Origin of the sequence: Bradyrhizobium sp., from assembly GCF_019244115.1 — a bacterium.
In the GTDB taxonomy this organism is placed as follows: domain Bacteria; phylum Pseudomonadota; class Alphaproteobacteria; order Rhizobiales; family Xanthobacteraceae; genus Bradyrhizobium.
Window position 1 is genome coordinate 1 of the sequence record NZ_JAFATE010000181.1, and the last position, 2976, is coordinate 2976.

The window sequence follows — 2976 nt, forward strand, 5'->3', positions numbered from 1 at the left end:
CAGATGTCGCTCTTGCTGCGCCGTCCGCCGGGCCGCGAAGCCTATCCGGGCGACGTGTTCTATCTCCACTCGCGCCTGCTCGAGCGCGCTGCGAAGATGAACGACGAGAAGAAGGCCGGTTCGCTCACGGCGTTGCCGGTCATCGAAACCCAGGCCAACGACGTGTCGGCCTACATTCCGACCAACGTGATTTCGATCACCGACGGTCAGATCTTCCTCGAAACCGATCTGTTCTATCAGGGCATCCGCCCCGCGGTGAACGTCGGCCTTTCGGTGTCGCGCGTCGGTTCATCCGCGCAGACCAAGGCGATGAAAAAGGTCGCGGGCAAGATCAAGGGCGAGCTCGCGCAGTACCGTGAAATGGCGGCTTTCGCGCAGTTCGGCTCGGACCTCGACGCCACGACCCAGCGCCTGCTCGCGCGCGGTTCGCGCCTGACGGAATTGCTGAAGCAAGCGCAGTTCTCGCCGCTCAAGATGGAAGAGCAGGTCGTTGTGATCTGGGCCGGCACCAACGGCTTCCTCGACAAGCTCGAATTGCCGCAGGTGCGCAAGTTCGAGAATGGCCTTCTCTCGCTGCTGCGCAACGAGAAGTCGATCCTCGAGGACATTCGCAAGACCAACGATCTCTCGGGCGACACGGAGAAGAAACTCCGCGCGCAGGTCGAGAAGTTCGCCGGCTCCTTCGCTTAAGGGATAGAGACGAAGAACTCCGATGGCTTCTCTCAAGGACATGCGGGTCCGCATCGCCGCCACAAAGGCGACGCAGAAGATCACCAAGGCGATGCAGATGGTCGCGGCGTCGAAGCTGCGCCGCGCTCAGGCCGCCGCCGAGGCCGCGCGTCCCTATGCCGAGCGCATGGATATCGTCCTGCAGAACATCGCGTCGGGCATGGCCGGTTCGGACGGGGCCCCGCGGCTGCTGGCCGGCACCGGCAGCGACAAGGTCCACCTTTTGATCGTGGCCACCGGCGAGCGCGGCCTCGCGGGCGCTTTCAATTCGTCGATCGTCCGTCTCGCGCGCGAACACATCAATCGCCTTGTCGCCGAAGGCAAAGAGGTGAAAATCCTCACAGTCGGCAAGAAGGGTTACGAGCAGTTGCGCCGCAATTTCGAGAAGATGATCGTCGATCGCGTCGATCTGCGCGGCGTTCGTGTGCTCGGCTATGCCAACGCCGCCGAGATCGCGCACAAGGTCACGGCTATGTTCGAGAAGGGCGAGTTCGACGTCGCGACCTTGTTCTATTCGCGCTTCAAGTCGGTGATCGCGCAGATCCCGACGGCGCAACAAATCATTCCGCCGAAGTTCGAAGCCGCGCAGGCACAGGGCCCGGTAGCGGCTTATGAGTATGAGCCGGAGGAAGACGAGATTCTCGCCGACCTGCTGCCCCGTTACATCGCAACGCAGATTTTTCGCGCGCTGCTCGAGAACAACGCCTCGTTCTACGGCTCGCAGATGTCGGCGATGGACAACGCGACCCGCAACGCGGGCGACATGATCCGCAAGCAGACCATCAAGTACAACCGCACGCGTCAGGCGATGATCACCAAGGAACTGATCGAGATCATCTCCGGCGCCGAAGCGCTCTAGCGCATAGATAAAGAGAGTAAGAGGACGAACATGGCAGCACAGACTGGCTCCAACCGGACCGGCAAAGTCACCCAGGTGATCGGCGCGGTCGTCGACGTGCAGTTCGAAGGCGCGCTTCCGGCGATCTTGAACTCGCTCGAAACCAAGAACGGCGACAACCGCCTCGTGCTCGAAGTGGCGCAGCATCTCGGTGAATCGACGGTGCGCACCATCGCGATGGACGTCACCGAAGGCCTCGTGCGTGGTCAGGAAGTGACCGATACCGGCCTGCCGATCGCGGTGCCGGTCGGCCCAGGCCTCCTCGGCCGCATCATCAACGTCATTGGCGAGCCGATCGACGAAGCCGGCCCGGTCAAGTCCGAAGACAAGCGCCCGATCCACGCCGAAGCGCCGAAATACACCGACCAGTCCACCGAAGCGCAGATTCTCGTCACCGGCATCAAGGTCGTGGACCTGCTCGCGCCATACGCCAAGGGCGGCAAGATCGGCCTGTTCGGCGGCGCCGGCGTCGGCAAAACCGTGCTGATTCAGGAGCTGATCAACAACGTCGCGAAGGCCCACGGCGGCTATTCGGTGTTCGCCGGCGTCGGCGAGCGCACCCGCGAGGGCAACGACCTCTATCACGAGTTCATCGAATCCGGCGTCAACAAGAAGGGCGGCGGCGAAGGCTCGAAATGCGCCCTCGTGTTCGGCCAGATGAACGAGCCGCCGGGCGCGCGCGCCCGCGTCGGTCTTACCGGCCTGACGCTCTCGGAATATTTCCGCGATCAGGGTCAGGACGTGCTGTTCTTCGTCGACAACATCTTCCGCTTCACGCAGGCGGGCTCGGAAGTGTCGGCGCTGCTCGGCCGCATTCCTTCGGCGGTGGGCTATCAGCCGACGCTCGCGACCGACATGGGCGCGCTGCAGGAGCGCATCACCACGACGACCAAGGGCTCGATCACTTCGGTGCAGGCGATTTACGTGCCGGCCGACGACTTGACCGACCCGGCGCCGGCGACCTCGTTCGCCCACCTGGACGCCACGACTGTGCTGTCGCGCGACATCGCGGCGAAGGGCATCTATCCCGCGGTCGATCCGCTCGACTCAACGTCGCGCATGCTGTCGCCCCTCGTCGTCGGCGAGGAGCACTACGCCGTTGCGCGCGCCGTGCAGCAGGTTCTCCAGCGCTACAAGGCGCTGCAAGACATCATCGCCATTCTCGGCATGGACGAGCTTTCGGAAGAGGACAAGCTGACCGTGGCGCGCGCCCGCAAGATCGAGCGTTTCCTGTCGCAGCCGTTCCACGTCGCCGAAGTGTTCACCGGCGCGCCGGGCAAGCTGGTGTCGATCGAAGACACCATCAAGGGCTTCAAGGGCCTCGTCGAAGGAAAGTACGACCACCTGCC

General features: G+C 63.5%; 2 protein-coding genes and 1 pseudogene. All 3 read left to right on the forward strand.

Features of this window, described 5'->3' with window-relative positions; translation table 11 throughout:
* Positions 1-690: pseudogene (locus JOZ76_RS07995) on the forward strand (F0F1 ATP synthase subunit alpha); the annotation flags it as partial.
* Positions 691-712: 22 nt separating this feature from the next.
* On the forward strand, positions 713-1588 hold the full coding sequence (locus JOZ76_RS08000; protein WP_291698087.1) for a F0F1 ATP synthase subunit gamma: 876 nt from the start codon (positions 713-715) through the stop codon (positions 1586-1588).
* 30 nt (positions 1589-1618) lie between these two features.
* Positions 1619-2976 (forward strand): F0F1 ATP synthase subunit beta (atpD, locus tag JOZ76_RS08005; RefSeq protein ID WP_291698088.1); only part of this gene is annotated, 1358 nt, incomplete at its 3' end.